Origin of the sequence: Aquabacterium sp. (genome assembly GCF_044226965.1) — a bacterium.
Lineage (GTDB): Bacteria > Pseudomonadota > Gammaproteobacteria > Burkholderiales > Burkholderiaceae_C > Pseudaquabacterium.
On the sequence record NZ_JBGAGA010000009.1, the window covers coordinates 37,248 to 54,509 of the forward strand.

General features: G+C 70.0%; 12 protein-coding genes. 1 reads left to right on the plus strand and 11 read right to left on the minus strand.

Annotation, left to right across the window (positions count from 1 at the left end):
- Positions 1-24 precede the first annotated feature (24 nt).
- The 11 genes from ACILR4_RS06160 to ACILR4_RS06210 form a co-directional block, all read right to left on the minus strand.
- Positions 25-744 (minus strand): carbonic anhydrase, encoded by a 720-nt coding sequence (locus ACILR4_RS06160; protein ID WP_395699960.1) that lies wholly within the window; start codon positions 742-744, stop codon positions 25-27.
- Positions 741-1,514, minus strand: coding sequence for a peptidylprolyl isomerase (locus tag ACILR4_RS06165; protein ID WP_395699961.1), 774 nt, complete (start codon positions 1,512-1,514; stop codon positions 741-743). The genes ACILR4_RS06160 and ACILR4_RS06165 overlap by 4 nt, the downstream gene beginning before the upstream one ends.
- A gap of 16 nt (positions 1,515-1,530) precedes the next feature.
- Positions 1,531-2,268: a respiratory nitrate reductase subunit gamma gene (gene narI / locus ACILR4_RS06170; RefSeq protein ID WP_395699962.1), complete on the minus strand. Its 738-nt coding sequence runs from the start codon at positions 2,266-2,268 to the stop codon at positions 1,531-1,533.
- Positions 2,265-2,951: a nitrate reductase molybdenum cofactor assembly chaperone gene (gene narJ, locus ACILR4_RS06175; RefSeq protein WP_395699963.1), complete on the minus strand. Its 687-nt coding sequence runs from the start codon at positions 2,949-2,951 to the stop codon at positions 2,265-2,267. The genes narI and narJ overlap by 4 nt, the downstream gene beginning before the upstream one ends.
- Positions 2,952-2,968: 17 nt before the next feature.
- Complete coding sequence (gene narH, locus ACILR4_RS06180; protein ID WP_395699964.1) at positions 2,969-4,492, minus strand: nitrate reductase subunit beta; 1,524 nt, start codon at positions 4,490-4,492, stop codon at positions 2,969-2,971.
- Positions 4,489-8,271 (minus strand): nitrate reductase subunit alpha, encoded by a 3,783-nt coding sequence (locus tag ACILR4_RS06185; RefSeq protein ID WP_395699965.1) that lies wholly within the window; start codon positions 8,269-8,271, stop codon positions 4,489-4,491. The genes narH and ACILR4_RS06185 overlap by 4 nt, the downstream gene beginning before the upstream one ends.
- 16 nt (positions 8,272-8,287) lie before the next feature.
- Positions 8,288-9,736, minus strand: coding sequence for an MFS transporter (locus ACILR4_RS06190; protein WP_395699966.1), 1,449 nt, complete (start codon positions 9,734-9,736; stop codon positions 8,288-8,290).
- Between the two features lie 33 nt (positions 9,737-9,769).
- Positions 9,770-11,065: a nitrate/nitrite transporter gene (locus ACILR4_RS06195; RefSeq protein WP_395699967.1), complete on the minus strand. Its 1,296-nt coding sequence runs from the start codon at positions 11,063-11,065 to the stop codon at positions 9,770-9,772.
- A gap of 154 nt (positions 11,066-11,219) precedes the next feature.
- Positions 11,220-11,915 (minus strand): response regulator, encoded by a 696-nt coding sequence (locus tag ACILR4_RS06200; RefSeq protein WP_395699968.1) that lies wholly within the window; start codon positions 11,913-11,915, stop codon positions 11,220-11,222.
- Positions 11,875-13,791, minus strand: a complete 1,917-nt coding sequence (locus ACILR4_RS06205) for a type IV pili methyl-accepting chemotaxis transducer N-terminal domain-containing protein (RefSeq protein ID WP_395699969.1) — start codon at positions 13,789-13,791, stop codon at positions 11,875-11,877. Before ACILR4_RS06205 ends, ACILR4_RS06200 begins: the two co-directional genes overlap by 41 nt.
- 178 nt (positions 13,792-13,969) lie before the next feature.
- Positions 13,970-14,785: a Crp/Fnr family transcriptional regulator gene (locus ACILR4_RS06210; RefSeq protein WP_395699970.1), complete on the minus strand. Its 816-nt coding sequence runs from the start codon at positions 14,783-14,785 to the stop codon at positions 13,970-13,972.
- A gap of 190 nt (positions 14,786-14,975) precedes the next feature.
- Here ACILR4_RS06210 and ACILR4_RS06215 point away from each other — a divergent pair, with 190 nt between their 5' ends.
- Positions 14,976-17,255: a heavy metal translocating P-type ATPase gene (locus ACILR4_RS06215; RefSeq protein WP_395699971.1), complete on the plus strand. Its 2,280-nt coding sequence runs from the start codon at positions 14,976-14,978 to the stop codon at positions 17,253-17,255.
- Positions 17,256-17,262 lie beyond the last annotated feature (7 nt).

A 17,262-nucleotide genomic window follows, 5' to 3' on the forward strand; every position in this document is an offset into this window, starting at 1 on the left:
CGGCCGGCCGCGGCAGGGTGCGAACTAGTTGTCGCCCGCCGCCCGCCCCGCGCCGAGGTCCAGCCAGTCCGGTTCCTCGAAGGCCTTGTAGGGCCCGGTGCCGCTGTGCCCGGCCTCCACGGCCGGCACGAAGCAGCCGCGCTCGACGTCGAACACATGCACCTGGCCGTCCTCGATCACGTAGTGCCAGCCGTGCAGGAACAGCGCGCCCGCCTCGACCCGCCGGCGCACCATCGGGTAGGCCATCAGGCGTTCGAGCTGCAGCACCACCGCGCGCTGCTCGGTGCGGCGCAGCGCTTCCTCGCTCAGGCGCACCGGCAGCGCGGCCTCGCGCGCCATGTCCAGCCAGGCCTTCAGGTGCACCGCCTCGTCGGGCGTCTCGCCGTACAGCGCACGCATCGCGCCGCAGTGGCTGTGGCCGCAGACGACGATGTGCCGGACCTTCAGGTTCAGCACCGCGAACTCGATGGCCGCGGCCGTGCCGTGCAGGCCCGACAGCCCATCGGCCGGCGGCACCAGCGCGCCGACGTTGCGCACGATGAACAGCTCGCCCGGGCCGGCGCCGGTCAGCAGGTAGGGCACCAGGCGCGAATCGCTGCAGCCGATGAACAGCGTGCTCGGATGCTGGCCCTGGTCGACCAGCTCGCGGAAGCGTTCGCGGTACTGCGGAAAGTAGTCGGTGTGGAAGCAGCGCAGCCGCTGCAGCAGGTCGTCGTCCTCCGGCGGCTGCGCGCTGCCGCTCATTGCACCAGCGGGCTGTCGCTGGCGTCCAGCGCCACGCCGTGCACATCGGCCGCGGCGGCCAGCAGCTGCAGGTACTGGCGCAGCGCCGTGGCATAGGCCTGCTGGCGCAGCGCCAGGCGCACGGCACCATGCACCGCCTCGTAGGGCTGTGCCTGGCCGGCATCGCGCGCCAGCACCTCGACGATGTGCAACCCGAAGCGGCTGTGCACCAGCCGCGGCAGCACGCCGACCTCGGGCTGCGCGAACAGCTCGCGCGCGAACTCCGGCGCACAGTCCTCGCGCCGCAGCCAGCCGAGCTGGCCGCCATCGGCCGCGCTCGGGCAGTTGGACTGCTCGGCCGCGCGCTGCGCGAAGGCCTCGGGCTCCGCGCGCAGGTCCAGCAGCGACTGCTCGGCCACGCGGCGCAGCGCGTTGATGTCGACGCCCGGTGTCACCGCATACAGGATGTGGCGGCACTGCACGCGCTCGCCCAGGCTGTAGCGGGCCTGGTGCGCAGCATGGTGGCGGCGGCAGGCGGCGTCGTCGGGCTCGGGCACCTGCAGCTCGGCCTCGAGCAGGGCCTCGATGGCCTGGGCCGCGGCCTCGCTGATCACGCCATCGTCGCCCGGCACGTCGCCGGCGTCCAGCAGCCCGCACTGCTGGGCGCGCTGGCGCAGCAACTCGGTGCAGGCACGCTGGCGCAGTTCATCGGCGCTCAGCACTTCGTCGGCACGTTGCAGCAGCACCGCGCCAACCCGCGCCGGTTCCAGTGTCTTCAGTTCGACAGTCATCGCGCATTCCTCCTGTTCAGACCTTGCGCGCGGGCAGCGTGTGGCCGGCCGGCAGGTTCAGGTGCCGGCTGCGGGCCACCTGGTAGGGCCGCAGCAGGTAGAACACGGTCGCGAAGCCGCTCCACACATGCACCAGCCGGGTGAACGGGAACACCAGGAACACGGTCATGCCCAGGAACATGTGCAGCTTGAACAGCGGGCCGGCCTCGGCCAGCTGCTCCACCGCGCCGCCGCGGAAGGTGGCGATGCGCTGCGCCCATTCGCCGAACTTCATCATCAGCCCGCCATCGAGGTGCTGGGCCGACAGCGCGATGCTGCCCAGCCCCAGCGCCAGCTGCACCCACAGCAACATCAGCAGCGCGATGTCGCTGGTCTTGGAGGTGGCACGGATGCGCGGGTCGCCCAGGCGCCGATGCAGCAGCAGCGACACGCCGATGAAGGCCAGCGTGCCGGCAATGCCGCCCGAGACCATCGCCAGCAGCTGCTTGTTGCCCGCACTGATGAAGTGCTCGTACAGCCAGTGCGGCGTGAGCATGCCGAAGCCATGGCCGAAGAACAGGAACAGCACGCCGATGTGGAACAGGTTGGATCCCCAGCGCAGGCTGCCGGTGCGCAGCAGCTGCGAGGAATCGCTCTTCCAGGTGTACTGGTCGCGGTCGAAGCGGATCAGGCTGCCGACGAAGAACACCGTCAGGCAGATGTAGGGGTACAGCCCGAACAGCAGGAAGTCGAGCATCGAGGTGTCGTGGTTCATGTGGCCGCTCCAGGATTCTGATAGGACTTGCCGCGCACGCTGGGCACGATCCGCACCGGCTGCGGCGTGTTCGGTGCCTGCTGGCCGGCGCTGCTGCAGCCGCCGAAGGCTTCGGGCTCGGCCCAGCTGGCGTCCAGCGCCTCTTCGGGGGGCAGGCTCACCGCCTGCACCTTCTCGCCGGCCAGTTCCAGCACCGCGGCCATCACCGCGGCATAGGGGCTGCGCTTCTCGGCCAGCGCGCCATGCAGCGCGCTGAGGATGTGCGCCATCTCGCCCAGGAACTCGCGCGCGGTGCGCGCATCCTGCGTCGAGGCGAACTCCAGCACCACCGGCAGGTAGTCGGGGAACTGGCCCTCGTCCAGGTACAGGCCGGCACTGGCATAGGTGTTGCGCAGGTCGATCATTGCCGGGCCGCGGTCGCGCGAGTCGCCGTGCACGTGCTCGAACAGGTGCAGCGCCGTGCGGCGGCCGTGGTCGAAGGTCTCGACATAGCGCGCCTCCGCCGCCAGGCCGTCGGCGCGCTGCAGGCCGTCGATCAGGCTGGCCAGCGCCGCGCGGGTGCCGGCCGACAGCGTCCGCTCGCCGGCCAGCAGTTCGGCCAGTGCCGGCAGGTCGGCGCGCAGCGCCGCATCGGGATAACCCAGCAGGTGAGCGAGTGCCCGCAGGCTGAATGCCATGCTCATGGTCGTGCTCCTTGCGCTCATACCGTGGTCTTGATCGGGATCGTGCGGCGCTTCTTGCCGCCGAACAGGCTGACCTCGCTGGCGCCGTCGGAACAGCCGTTGCCGAACGAGAAGCCGCAGCCGCCCTTCATGTCGAAGGTGTTCTCGGCGTACTCGCGGTGCGAGCTGGGGATGACGAAGCGGTCCTCGTAGTTGGCGATGGCCATCGTGCGGTACATGTCCTGCACCTCGGCCGGCGTCAGGCCCACCTGCTCCAGCGCCGCCAGGTTCTGGCTGCCGTCCACGTGCAGGCCGCGCTGGTAGGCGCGCATCGCCAGCATGCGTTCGAGCGCGCGCACCACCGGCTGGGTGTCGCCCGCGGTCAGCAGGTTGGCCAGGTACTTGACCGGGATGCGCAGCTGGTTCACGTCCGGGATCTCGCCGTTGATGCCCATGTGCCCGGCCTGCGCGGCCGAGGTGATGGGCGACAGCGGCGGCACGTACCACACCATCGGCAGCGTGCGGTATTCCGGGTGCAGCGGCAGCGCCACCTTCCAGTCCACCGCCATCTTGTAGACCGGGCTGGCCTTGGCAGCTTCCAGCCACGCGTCGGGAATGCCGTCGGCGCGCGCCTGGGCGATGACCTTCGGGTCGTGCGGGTCCAGGAAGATGTCCAGCTGCGCCTGGTACAGGTCGCGGTCATGCTCGACGCTGGCGGCCTGCTGGATGCGGTCGGCGTCGTACAGCAGCACGCCGAGGTAGCGGATGCGGCCGACGCAGGTTTCGCTGCACACCGTGGGCTGGCCGGCTTCGATGCGCGGGTAGCAGAAGATGCACTTCTCGGCCTTGCCGGTCTGCCAGTTGTAGTAGATCTTCTTGTACGGGCAGCCCGACACGCACATGCGCCAGCCGCGGCACTTGTCCTGGTCGATCAGCACGATGCCGTCTTCCTCGCGCTTGTAGATCGAGCCCGAGGGGCAGCTGGCCACGCAGGCCGGGTTCAGGCAGTGCTCGCACAGCCTGGGCAGGTACATCATGAAGGTGTTCTCGAACTGGCCGTAGATCTCCTTCTGCACGTCGTCGAAGTTCTTGTCCTTCGAACGCTTGGCGAATTCACCGCCGAGGATCTCTTCCCAGTTCGGGCCCCACTCGATCTTCTCCATGCGCTGGCCGGTGATCAGGCTGCGCGGCCTTGCGGTCGGCGCCGCCTTCGATTCGGGCGCCGACTGCAGGTGGTCGTAGTCGAAGGTGAAGGGCTCGTAGTAGTCGTCGATCTGCGGCAGGTTCGGGTTCGCGAAGATCTTCATCAAGAGCTTCCACTTGCCGCCCTGGCGCGGCACGATGGAGCCGTCGGCCTGGCGCACCCATCCGCCCTGCCACTTGTCCTGGTTCTCCCATTCCTTCGGGTAGCCGATGCCGGGCTTGGTCTCGACGTTGTTGAACCAGGCGTACTCCATGCCGGGCCGGCTGGTCCACACGTTCTTGCAGGTGACCGAACAGGTGTGGCAACCGATGCACTTGTCCAGGTTCAACACCATGCCAATCTGGGCGCGGATCTTCATGCGTGTGCTCCCTTAGCGGTGCTCGATTCGTCATCGAGCCAGTCGACCTTGTTCATCTTGCGCACCACGACGAACTCGTCGCGGTTGGTGCCGATGGTTCCGTAGTAGTTGAAGCCGTAGCTCAGCTGCGCGTAGCCGCCGATCATGTGCGTGGGCTTGAGCACCACGCGCGTCACCGAGTTGTGGATGCCGCCGCGCTGGCCGGTGATCTGCGACCCCGGCGTGTTGATGATCTTTTCCTGTGCGTGGTACATCAGCACCATGCCGGGGTTCACGCGCTGGCTCACCACCGCCCGCGCGGCGATCGCGCCATTGGTGTTGAACAGCTCGATCCAGTCGTTGTCGACGATGCCGGCCTGCTTCGCGTCGTCCTCCGACAGCCACACCACCGGACCGCCGCGGTTGAGCGTCAGCATCAGCAGGTTGTCGCTGTAGGTCGAGTGGATGCCCCACTTCTGGTGCGGGGTGATGAAGTTCAGCACCACTTCCTTCTCGCCATTGGGCTTGCGGCCTTTCACGTCGGCAATGGTCTTCAGGTCCACTGGCGGGCGGTAGCTGGTGAAACCCTCCCCGAAGGCCAGCATCCACGGGTGGTCCTGGTAGAACTGCTGGCGGCCGGTGAGCGTGCGCCAGGGGATCAGCTCGTGCACGTTGGTGTAGCCGGCGTTGTACGAGACCTTCTCGCTCTCCAGCCCGCTCCAGGTGGGCGAGCTGATGATCTTGCGCGGCTGCGCCTGGATGTCGCGGTAGCGGATCTTCTCGTCCTCGCGGTGCAGCGCCAGGTGCGCGTGCTCGCGGCCGGTCTGCTTGGCCAGCGCGTCCCAGGCCTTCACCGCCACATGGCCGTTCGTTTCGGGCGCCAGCATCATCACCACCTCGGCGGCGTCGATGTCGGTCTCGATCTTCGGCCGGCCCTGGCTGACGCCGGGCTCCTGCACGAAGCCGTTGAGCTCGCCGAGCTGCTGCACCTCGTCATCGGTCTTCCAGCCGATGCCCTTGCCGCCGTTGCCCAGCGTGTTCATCAAGGGCCCGAGGGCGGTGAAGCGCTTGTAGGTGTTCGGGTAGTCGCGCTCGACCACCATGATCTGCGGCGCGGTCTTGCCGGGGATCAGCTCCACTTCGCCGCGCTTCCAGTCCTTGACCTCGAAGGGCTGGGCCAGCTCGGCCGGCGTGTCGTGCATCAGCGGCGTCAGCACCACTTCCTTCTCGACGCCGAGGTGGCCGACGCAGACCTCGCTGAACTTCTTGGCGAAGCCCTTGTAGATGTCCCAGTCGCTGCGCGCCTGCCAAGCCGGGTCCACTGCCGCCGAGAGCGGGTGGATGAAGGGATGCATGTCGCTGGTGTTGAGGTCGTTCTTCTCGTACCAGGTGGCCGTGGGCAGCACGATGTCCGAATAGAGGCAGGTGGTGCTCATGCGGAAGTCCAGCGTCACCAGCAGGTCGAGCTTGCCTTCGGGCGCCTGCGCATGCCACTTCACCTCGTCGGGCTTGGCGTCGTCGTGGCCGAGGTCCTTGCCCTGCACGCCGTGGCTGGTGCCCAGCAGGTGCTTGAGGAAATACTCGTGGCCCTTGCCCGACGAACCCAGGATGTTCGAGCGCCAGACGAACATGTTGCGCGGCCAGTTGGCCGGGTCGTCCGGGTCCTCGCAGCTCAGCTGCAGCGAGCCGTTCTTCAGCGCCTGCACCACCTGCGCCTTGACGTCGGCGCCGCCCTGCTTCGCCACCTGCAGCGGGTTGGTCTTCAGCTGCGGTGCGCTGGGCAGCCAGCCCATGCGCTCGGCGCGCACGTTGTAGTCGATCATGCTGCCGCCATAGGCCTTGGCATCGGCCAGCGGCGAGAGCACCTCGTCGACACCCAGCTTCTCGTAGCGCCACTGGTCGGTGTGGGCATAGAAGAAGCTGGTGGAGTTCTGCTGCCGCGGCGGGCGCACCCAGTCCAGCGCGAAGGCCAGCGCGGTCCAGCCGGTCTGCGGGCGCAGCTTCTCCTGGCCCACGTAGTGCGCCCAGCCGCCACCGCTCTGCCCGATGCAGCCGCACAGCATCAGCATGTTGATGATGCCGCGGTAGTTCATGTCGCAGTGGTACCAGTGGTTCATCGCGGCGCCGATGATGACCATCGACTTGCCATGCGTCTTTTCGGCGTTGTCGGCGAACTGGCGTGCCACGGTGATGATCTGGTCGCGCGGGGTGCCGGTGATGTGCTCGGCCCAGGCCGGCGTGTAGGCGCTGTTGTCGTCGTAGCTGCCCGCGCAGTCGTCGCCGGCAAAGCCGCGGTCCACGCCGTAGTGGGCCAGCATCAGGTCATAGACCGAGGCCACCTGCACGCTCTGCGGCTGGCCGTTCTCCAGCAGCTGCAGGTTGCGCACCGGCACCTGGCGCACCAGCACCTCGGCCTGCTTGTTGGCGGTGAACTGCGGCGACTCGATGCCGCCGAAGTACGGGAAGCCCACCTGCGCCAGCTGCGCGGCCGGCGCGTTGGCCGCGCCTTCCAGCGCGGAGAGCTGCAGCTTCACTTCCGCGCCGGCGGTGGCCTCCTTGGCCTCCAGGTTCCAGCGGCCGAGGTCGGCGCGCACGGCCGCGCCCCAGCGGAAGCCGATCGAGCCGTTGGGCACCACCAGGCGGCCGTCACCGTCCATCGCCAGCGTCTTCCACTCGGGGTTGTTGGCCTGTTCCAGGTTGCCGGCCACGTCGCTGGCGCGCAGGTAGCGGTCGGCCACCTGCACCGTGCGGCCGTCCGGCAGCGTGTGGCTCTTCAGCTTCACCAGCAGCGGCAGGTCGGTGTAGCGGCGCGCATAGTCGTCGAAGTACGCGGCCTGGCGCTGGACGTAGAACTCCTTCAGGATCACGTGGCCCATGGCCATCGCGATGGCCGCGTCGGTGCCCTGCTTCGGATGCAGCCAGATGTCGGCCAGCTTGCTGACCTCGGCATAGTCGGGCGTCACCGCCACCGTCTTCGCGCCCTTGTAGCGCACCTCGGTGAAGAAGTGGGCGTCCGGCGTGCGCGTCTGCGGCACGTTGGAGCCCCAGGCGATGATGTAGGTGGAGTTGTACCAGTCGGCCGATTCGGGCACGTCGGTCTGCTCGCCCCAGGTCTGCGGGCTGGAGGGCGGCAGGTCGCAGTACCAGTCGTAGAAGCTCATGCACACGCCGCCGATCAGGCTCAGGTAGCGCGAGCCCGCGGCATAGCTGACCATGCTCATCGCCGGGATCGGGCTGAAGCCGATGATGCGGTCCGGGCCGTACTGCTTGATGGTGTGCACGTTGGCCGCGGCGACGATCTCGTTGACCTCGTCCCAGCTCGAGCGCACGAAGCCGCCGAGCCCGCGCTGCTTCTGCCACTCGGCGCGCTTGTGCGGGTCGCCCACGATGGCGGCCCAGGCCTCCACCGGCCCCATCGTCGCGCGTGCGGCGCGCCAGTGCTTCAACAGCCGGCCGCGCACCAGCGGGTACTTCACGCGGTTGGCGCTGTAGAGGTACCAGCTGTAGCTGGCGCCGCGGGCGCAGCCGCGCGGCTCGTGGTTGGGCAGGTCCCAGCGCGTGCGCGGGTAGTCGGTCTGCTGGGTTTCCCAGGTGACGATGCCGCCCTTGACGTGGATCTTCCACGAGCACGAACCGGTGCAGTTGACGCCGTGCGTCGAGCGCACCACCTTGTCGTGCTGCCAGCGGCTGCGGTAGGCGTCTTCCCAGGTGCGGTCTTCGCCGGTGGTGACGCCGTGGCCGTCGGAGAAGGTCTCGCGGGGCTGCGAGAAGAAGCTCAGTCGATCGAGAAAGTGGCTCATGGTCTTGGGATCCTGCTCAGCACGGCATGGGGGCGTTCTTGCGGCTGTAGTTCCACCAGGTGATGGCGATGCAGCACAGGTAGAACACGATGAAGGTGTAGAGCGCGAGCTCGGGCCCGCCGGTGGCCGAGATCGAGCTGCCGTAGCTCTTGGGGATGAAGAAGCCGCCGTAGGCCGCCATGGCCGCGGTGAAGCCCAGCGTCGCGGCGCCTTCGGTATTGCCTTCCTTGGTGGCGCGGGCCACCGCCTCGGCGTCCTTCGGGTTCACGCCCTTCAGCGCCTGGTTCAGGAAGATCACCGGGATCATCCGGAACGTGGAGCCGTTGCCGATGCCGGTGGTGAGGAACAGCACCAGGAACATCAGGAAGAAGCCGGTGAAGTTGCCGGCCGCCGGGCCGAACGCGAACGCGTAGGGCGAGGCCTGGCCCTTGGGCAGGAAGTACAGCACGCCCACCACCGCGCAGGCCATCACGACGAAGTTCCAGAACGTGACGCGGGCGCCGCCGAGCTTGTCGGACAGCCAGCCGCCGAAGGGCCGCACCAGCGCGCCGACCAGGGGCCCCAGCCAGGCATAGGCCAGCGGGTTGACGTTGGGGAACTGGCTCTTGATCAGCAGCGGGAAGCCCGCGGCATAGCCGATGAACGAGCCGAAGGTGCCGAGGTACAGCACGCACATCAGCCAGTTGTGCTTGCGGCCGAAGATGGTGGCCTGCGTGGCGAAGGAGGCGCGCGCATCGGCGATGTCGTTCATGCCGAACCAGGCGGCCACCGAGACCAGCGCGATCCACGGCACCCAGACGAACGCGGCGTTCTGCGTCCACACCTGCAGCGTCTGGCCGTTCTTGACGATGGTCTGCGCGTCACCGCCGAAGATGCCGAAGATGCCGGCCGTCACCACCAGCGGGCTCAAGAACTGCACCACCGAGACGCCCAGGTTGCCCAGCCCCGCGTTGACGCCCAGCGCCGAGCCCTTGCGCTCCTTCGGGAAGAAGAAGCTGATGTTGGCCATGCTGGAGCTGAAGTTGCCGCCGCCCAGGCCGCACAGCAGCGCGAGCATCAGCATCGTCGGGTAGCTGGTGGTGTTGTCCTGCACCGCCATGCCGATGCCGATCGCGGGGATCAGCAGGGTGGCTGTGGAGATCGCCGTCCAGCGGCGGCCGCCCACCAGCGGCACGATGAACGAGTAGAAGATGCGCAGCGTGGCGCCCGAGAGCGCCGGTGCCGCGGCCAGCCAGAACAGCTGGTTGGTGGAGTACTTGAAGCCCAGCGCCGGCAGGCCGACGGCCACCACGCTCCACACCTGCCAGACGGCAAAGGCGAGGAACAGCGCGGGCACGCTGATCCACAGGTTGATCTTCGCGACGGCTTCGCCTTCGCGTTCCCAGAAGGCCTTGTCCTCCGGGGTCCAGACGGTGATCATGCGGCCGCGGCGACCATTCGGCGCGGCGGCGAGGGTGGCATTCATGTGTGTCCTCCAGCGGGGGAGATGAAGAGGGGGTCAGCGCGCCGCGGCCAGGGTGCTGGTGCGGCTGTCGCGGCCCATCACGTCGGTGCGGCGCACCTCGGTGAAGTACATCCAGATCAGCGAGACCCAGACCACGCCGTACATCAGCATGAAGGCCGACGAGCGCACGCCGGTCAGGTCCAGCAGCGCGCCGAACATGATCGGCAGCACGAAGCCGCCCATGCCGCCGGCCAGGCCGACGATGCCGCTGATGGTGCCGATGTTCTGCGGGTACTCGTCGCTGATGTACTTGAAGACGCTGGCCTTGCCGAACGCGAAGGCGACGCCCAGCGCGGCCATCAGCGCGGTGAAGGCATAGACGTTCAGGCCGATGTGGAAGGTGCGCGCGCCGTTGACGGTGACGATGGTGAAGTCGGTCTGCGGGTAGCTCAGCAGGAACAGGCAGATCCAGCTGACCCACATCACCCACCAGGTGACGCTGTGCGCGCCGTACTTGTCCGACAGCCAGCCGCCGATGGCGCGCAGCACGCCGCCGGGCAGCGAGAAGCAGGCCGCCAGCAGCGCGGCGACGCGGATGTCCAGGCCGTACTCGCCGACGTAGTACTGCACCATCCACAGGCTCAGCGCCACGTAGCCGCCGAACACGATGCTGTAGTACTGGCAGTACTTCAGCACGCGCGGGTCCTTCAGCGCCTTCAACTGGTCGGCGAACTTCACGTTGCTGGGCACCAGGTGAGCCGGGTCGCTGTGGCTGAAGAACCAGAACAGCAGCACGGTGCCCAGCATCACCGCGGCATACACCTGCGGCACCATGGTCCAGCCGAAGGCCACCACCAGCGCCGGCGCGACGAACTTGTTCACCGCCGCGCCCGAGTTGCCCGCGCCGTAGACGCCCATCGCGAAGCCCTGGCGCTGCTTCGGGAACCAGCGCGCGACGTACGGCGTGCCGACCGAGAAGGATCCGCCGGCCAGTCCGACGAACAGGCCGATCGCGAGGAAGTGCCAGTAGGCGGTGGCATAGGACATCAGCCAGATCGCCGGCACGGTGGCGGCCATCAGCAGCGCCATCACGATGCGGCCGCCGTAGCGGTCGGTCCAGATGCCCAGCGGCACCCGCACCAGCGAGCCGGTGAGCACCGGCGTGGCCGTGAGCAGGCCGAACTCGGTGGCGTTGAGGTTCAGCGCCTTCTTGATCGGGATGCCGATCACGCCGAACATCATCCACACCATGAAGCAGACGGTGAAGGCCAGCGTGCTGACGATCAGCACCGAAAGGGCTTGGCGCGCGCGCTGCGGCGTTGCAGCGGGGGCCAGGGTCGGGGCAGGCATCGCATGACTCCGGGTGTTGTGCATGTCAGCACTATCGGGTCCGGCCTCGCGCGCGAACATCCTTCGCTGGGGGCGGCCGGGTGTGGCGGAAGAACGATGCCGGGGGTCGGCGGCATCGTCCGGAAGAACGATGCCGGCGGCCCGGCCCGACGGATCAGGGCGCGGCCGCACTGCCGGCCAGCACCACCGCCGCCTGCACCCGCGAGCTGAGCTTGAGCTTGCGCAGGATGTGCTGCACGTGGATCTTCACCGTGGTCTCGGCAATGCCGAGCTCGCGGCCGATTTCCTTGTTGCTGGCGCCGCGGCCGATGCAGCGCAGGATCTCCTGTTCGCGCGGGGACAGTGCCGCCAACGGCGATGCGGGCGTCTCTTCGGGTTCCTCGGCTGCCGGCACGGTGCCGGTGGCCGCCTCGTGCCGCGCCTGGAAGGCGCTGACGAGCTTGCTAGTCATCTCCGGGCTCACCACCGATTCGCCGTGCATGCAGCGGCGCAGGCACTGCGCCAGCACGTCGCCTTCCATCGTCTTCAGCAGGTAGCCCTGCGCGCCGGCGCGCAGCGCGGCGGACAGGTCCTGCTCGTCCTCGCTGACGGTGAGCATCAGCACCCGCGCCTGCGGCGCTACCTCCTTCAGGCCGGCGATCGCATCGATGCCGCGCACGCCGGGCAGGTGGTTGTCCAGCAGCACGATGTCCGGCTGCAGCGCCTGCGCGCGGCGCTGCGCCTCGCCGGCATCGCCGGCCTCGCCGGCCACCTGCAGGTCGGCGAACTGCGACAGCAGCGCGATCAGGCCGCGGCGGAACAGCGTGTGGTCATCGACCACCAGCAAGCGAATCGGCGTCTCGGTGTTCATGGGGCTCGGGCAGGGTGGGCGGTACGGCGGCGGCCATCGGTGGCAGCAGCAGGCTCAGCGTCGTGCCGGCGCCGGGCGCGGAGGCCAGGCGCACCTCGGCGCCGATGCGCTGCGCCCGCTCGCGCATGATGCGCAGGCCGACATGGGTTTCGTCGTGCACGGCGTCGGGGTCGAAGCCGCGGCCGTCGTCCTGCACCTCGAAGCGCCAGGCCGGCGCCTGCTGCACGGACAGCCGCACCTGCGTGGCACCGGCATGCTTGCGTACGTTGGACAGCGCTTCCTGCAGCACGTGCAGCACCTGGATCTGCACGTCGGCCGGCAGCGGCACGCCGTGGCCGCTGGACTGCAGCTGCGTGCGCAGGCCGCTCTGGTGCTCGAACTTCTGCAGCGTCTGCCGCAGCGCGGGCATGATGTCCTCGTGGCTGGCACGGGTGCGGAAGTGCAGCAGCAGCTCGCGCACGTCGGCATAGCTTTCCTTGACGCCGGTCTCGAGCTCGCCGACGCCACGTGCCATCGCCGCCGTGTCCTGCTGGCGCATCGCCTCCTTCAGCAGCGCGACCTGGATCTTCAGGAAGGCGAGCGACTGCGCGATCGAGTCGTGCAGCTCCTGCGCCAGCAGCGTGCGCTCCTGCGCCACCGCGCTCTCCTTCTCCAGCGCGTTGGCGCGCAGGCTGTGCATGCGGGCGGCCAGGTGGCTGGCCATGGTCTCGTAGAGCGAGCGCTCCTCGGGCTGCAGGTCGCGCGCCTCGCGGAAGAAGATGTCGATCTCGCCGAGCAGCCGGTCGTGCAGCCGCACCGGCACCGACAGCAGCGTGCGGTAGCCGATGCGGCCGCAATGGCCCTCGGCCATCAGGCTGCCGACGGCCGTGTCCGGCACGATCGGAATCGTGCGCGTGTGCGCCTGGGCCGCCTGCTGGCCGCAGTGGCAGTCGCCGCTGGTCACGCACTGCTCCTCGTCGCGCAGCCTGGTGGGCAGACCGTCGGCAGCGAGCATCAGGTAACGCGCGTTGTCGGCGTCCGCCCAGCGCACGGCCACCGCATCGGCCTGCGCGATGCGCCGCACCATCGCGGCAAAGCCCTCGGCCAACCCGCTCAGCGCATCGGCGCTGCCGATGAAGGCACTCACCTCGTACAGCGCCGCCAGGCGCTGGCGCTTGACTTCCAGGTGCTCGGTCTTCTCGGCCACCTTGGCCTCGAGCTGCCGGTACAGCGCCTGCAGGTGCGAGGCCATGCCGTTGAAGGCGGTGGCCAGCTCGGCGAACTCGTCGTCGGCCTGCACCTCGACGCGGGCCGAGAAGTCGTCGCTGCGGATGCGCGCCACCGCACCGCGCAGGCGCCGCAGCGGCTCCAGCACGATCAGGTGGCCGGTGTAGAGGAAGACCACGGTGCCCACCACCGCCAGGGCCACCAGCACGAACTGCACGCTGCGCAGCAGCGCGGTGCGGTCCGACAGCTGCTGCTCGATGGCGCCGACGAAGCCGTCGACCCGTTCGACGAAACCGTCCACCTCGGGCAGCGCCGGCGTGACGCCGGCCTCCGCCCAGCGCGGCTGCAGCAGTTGCCAGCGCGCGCGCACGTCGTCGAAACGCGAGCGCGTCGCGTCGTTCCACGGCACGAACAGCGGCCGGGAGGGGTCGCCGGCGCGCAGGCGCTCGAGGCTGGCTTCCATGGCCTGCAGCACGGCCGCGCGCTCCTGCTGCAGCGCCGGCTGCGGCTGCATCAGCGCCACGCGGTAGGTCTGCATGCGCAGCCGGCCGGCTTCGTTGACCGCCGCGGCACCGCCCTCGAGCTGCCACGAGACCCACAGCGTCAGCCCGATCGAGCCCAGCGCCATCACCAGGAAGGCGCAGCCGATCATCAGCAGCTTGGAGGCCATCGGCCAGCGCGAGAACATGTCAGCGTCGCCCGGCCGCCCGAAGGCGCTGACGCGCGCCCTCGGGGCGCAGCAAACGAAGTGAACTCGGTGGTCGCATCACCCCACTGTAGGCAGCTGGCGGCCGGCCCGGCTTGCGCAATGTCAAGCCGCGCCGGCGGGCTGCGGGCCGGGCGGGCGCTCAGCGCGGCGGGTCGGCCACCTGGCGCAGGCCGGGCACGTCGAGCAGGCGGATGTCGTAGCCGTGCACCTCGATCAGGTTCTGCCGGCGCAGCTGGTGCAAGGTGCGCGAGAAGGTCTCGGCCGTGGTGCCCAGCTGCAGCGCGATGGTGCGCTTGCGCTGCTGCAGCCGCAGCGTGGCGGTGAGCGCGGTGGCGTCGTCCAGCTGCGCATGAGCCAGCAGCCAGGTGGCGCAGCGCGCCAGCACGCACTTCATCATCAGCCCGCGCGTGCCTTCGATCAGGCTCTGCACCTCGGCCGCCAGCGTGGACAGCAGCGCGCTCAGGATGTCCGGATGCTGGCGCACCACGCGCTGCACCGCGGGCAACGGCCAGTGCCACAGCACGCAGTCGGTTTCGGCCACCGCGTCCTCGGCCTGCAGGGTGCCGCGCAGGCCGCTGGCCAGGTCGAGCCAGCTGCCGGCCCCCACCGAGCAGCGGTGCTGCAGCAGCCCATGGTCGCCGCGCGTGCCCAGTGCGGCCAGGCCGCTGGCCATCAGCCACAGGCCCTGCGCCGGCTGCTCGCGCGACAGCAGCAGCGTGCCCGCCGTCACGCGGCGGCGCGTGGCCGCCTCGGCAAAGGCGGCCCAGGCCGCCGGGCTGGGCGGGTCGAGCACGCCGCGCGCGCAGGCCTCGGCCAGCAGCGCCTCGCACTCGGTCTGCAGGGCCGGACCCTCGGTCGGGCCGGGTTCGCGCCAGGGCACCGGCAGGGCACCCGCTGCCATCCGCGCCGTCGGCCGTGCGCCGCTGTGCTGCATCGTCGTCGCCATCGTCTCCATCGCGTCCTCGCTGTCGATCCGTCGGATATCGGTTGAACGTCAGCGCACTGTGGTATGTCACGCGGCGCAGGGCTTTGAGCCAAGGCAATGGGCAGCGGCCGCGCAGATTGACGTGGATCAGTTCCGCGCGGCTTGACAAAGCGCAAGAGCGCCCCAGGGCTTGGCTCCTACAGTGCGGCGGCCCCTTGCCATGAGCTCCGCCGCCCCTGCCCTGCCCGTCCTGCCTGCCACGCCGGCCCTGCCGGCTGCGGTGCTGGACGACCCGGTCGAGCTGCAGCGCTTCACCCGCTTCACGCCGGGCCTGGCCGAATCCTCGTTCCAGCTCGGCGGCATGCATTGCGCGGCCTGCGCCGGCCTGATCGAGCAGGCGCTGGGCCAGGTCGACGGCGTGGTCGAGGCCCGCGTGCAGGCCGCCGCGCAGCGCGCGCTGGTGCGCTGGGACCCGCAGCGCACGCGCGCCTCGGCGCTGGTGGCCGCGGTGGCCGCCGCCGGCTACCAGGCCGTGCCCGACACGGCAGCCGCCGCGCGCGGGCTGCGCCAGGCCGAATCGCGCAAGCTGCTGTGGCGCCTGTTCGTGGCCGGCTTCTGCGCGATGCAGGTGATGATGATGGCCACGCCGGCCTACGTGGCCGGCCCCGGCGAACTGGCACCGGACCTGCGCCAGCTGCTGAACTGGGCCAGCTGGCTGTTGACGCTGCCGGTGCTGGCCTTCTCGGCCGCCCCGTTCTTCGCCAGTGCCTGGTCCTCGTTGAAGGCACGCCGCATCGGCATGGACGTGCCGGTGGCACTGGGCATCGCGGTGGCCTTCGTCGCCAGCAGCGGCGCCGCGTTCGACCCGCAGGGGCTGTTCGGCAGCGAGCCCTATTTCGATTCGCTGACGATGTTCATCAGCTTCCTGCTCGGCGGCCGCTTCCTCGAGATGAAAGCCCGGCACCGCGCAGCCGCCGCGCTGGAGCAGGCGCTGGGCACGCTGCCGGCCACCGCGCAGCGGCTGGACGAGCAGGACATGCCGCACGACGTGAGCGTCCACCGGCTGCAACCCGGCGACCGCGTGCGCGTGGCGGTGGGTGACGCCTTCCCGGCCGACGGCACGCTGCTGCAGGGCGAGACCGAGGCCGACGAAGCCCTGCTCAGCGGCGAATCGCATCCGGTGGCGAAGCGGCCCGGCGCGGCCCTCGTGGCCGGCAGCCTGAACCTGGGCGCGCCGGTGGTGCAGCGCGTCGAGCGCACCGGCGCCGACACGCGCTACGAGCAGATCGTCGCGCTGATGCGCGAGGCCATGTCGCAGCGGCCGGCCGGGGCCCGGACGGCCGATCGCATCGCCGGCCCCTTCCTGTGGGGCGTGCTGCTGCTGGCCTTCGGCGCGGCCGCGGTCTGGCTGCGCATCGACCCTTCGCGTGCGGTGTGGGTGGCGGTGTCGGTGCTGATCGTCACCTGCCCCTGCGCGCTGTCGCTGGCCACGCCGGCCGCGCTGCTGAGCGCCGCCAGTGCGCTGGCGCGGCGCGGCGTGCTGCTGCGGCGCATCGAGGCACTGGAGAACCTGGCCGTGGTGCAGCAGCTGTTCGTCGACAAGACCGGCACGCTGACCGCCAGCCGGCCCGCCTGGCGCGGCCTGGTGGCCCTGCAGCCGATGCCCGCGGCGCGGCAGGAGGCGCTGCTGCGCGCCGCCGCGCGGCTTGCCGCCTGGTCGCGGCACCCGCTGTCGCAGGCCTTGTGCGAAGCGGTGCCCGACGACGGCACGGCCGCCACGCCCTGGCACGACGTGCGCGAGACCCCGGGGGCCGGCCTCGAGGCCACCGATGCCGACGGCCAGCGCTGGCGCCTCGGGTCGGCCGCCTGGCTGGGTCGAACCGACGGAACCGGCGCCGGTGCCGACGCCACCGCCGACGCGCTGCAGGCCTGGTTCGGACCGGTCGGCCAGCCGCTGCTGAGCCTGCAGTTCGACGAGGCCTTGCGCCCCGATGCCGCGGCCGCGATGGCGGCGCTGCGGCAGGAAGGCATCGCGCTGTCGCTGCTGTCGGGCGACGAGCCGCAGCGCGTCGATCGCCTGGCGCAGCGGCTGGGCATTGCCGATGCCGTGGCGCAGGCCACGCCCGAACGCAAGCTCGCCGCGCTGCGGGCGGCCCAGCAGCAGGGTCGCCGTGTGGCGATGGTCGGCGACGGGGTCAACGACGCGCCGGTGCTCGCGCAGGCCGACGTCTCGTTCGCGATGGGCCAGGGTGCGCTGGTCGCGCGCGCGCAGGCCGACGCGGTGGTGCTGTCCAACCGCCTGGGCGACGTCGCCGTGGCGCGCCGGCTCGCGCGCCGCACGGTGCGCGTGATCCGGCAGAACCTGGCCTGGGCCGCGCTCTACAACCTGGCCTGCGTGCCGCTGGCGCTGGCCGGCTACCTGCCACCCTGGGCCGCCGGCCTCGGCATGGCCGCCAGCTCGGCCGGCGTGGTGCTCAATGCCGTGCGTCTTGCACGTTAGGAAGAGA